Here is an 817-nt window from a genome sequence, read left to right on the forward strand (position 1 = left end):
GAAAATTCTACGCGCAAACCAAGTGTGGTTATTGGTAAAGATACGCGTCTCTCAGGTTATGTCATTGAAGGTGCTCTGCAAGCAGGTTTTAACGCGGCTGGCGTCGATGTTTATATGCTTGGTCCATTACCAACGCCAGCGATTGCACATTTGACTCGCAGTTTTAATGCCGATGCGGGTGTGGTTATCTCAGCGTCACATAACCCTTACTATGATAACGGCATCAAGTTCTTTTCAGGTAGTGGCAAAAAAATCAGTGATGAGATGCAGATAGCCATCAATGACAGATTAACGGCTATCATGAGTGACGCTAGTAACAACAATGCCACGATGCCTATCCTTGACCCTGCAAACCTAGGCAAAAACCGCCGGATTGACGATGCAAAAGGTCGATACATTGAATTTTGCAAAGGTAGCTTCCCATATCAGTATGATCTTAGTCATCTGACCGTCGCGGTTGATTGTGCCAATGGTGCAGGCTATAGCGTCGCACCTAGAGTCATGCGTGAGCTTGGTGCTAATGTTATTGCTATCAATAACACTCCAGACGGCATCAATATCAATGCTGAATGTGGCTCTACCCATCCTGAAAGTCTGCAAAAAGCGGTGCTTGAGCATGAAGCAGATGTTGGTATCGCATTAGATGGTGACGGCGATCGCATTGTGATGGTTGATGAGACAGGTAAGCTGGTCGATGGTGACGGTATCTTATATGTGCTCGCGACCCAAGGACTTACCAAAGCGAAAGGCGTCGTTGGTACGCTCATGAGTAATATGGGATTAGAGTTGGCACTAAAAGCAGCAGATATTGATTTCA

General features: G+C 45.9%; 1 protein-coding gene. It reads left to right on the forward strand.

Annotated features, from left to right (window positions below; genetic code table 11):
• The coding region (locus ACS8FC_RS16365) for a phosphohexomutase domain-containing protein (protein WP_459112970.1) at positions 1-817 on the forward strand (817 nt) is incomplete at both ends.

The sequence above is a fragment of the Psychrobacter sp. 1Y4 genome, from assembly GCF_051847555.1.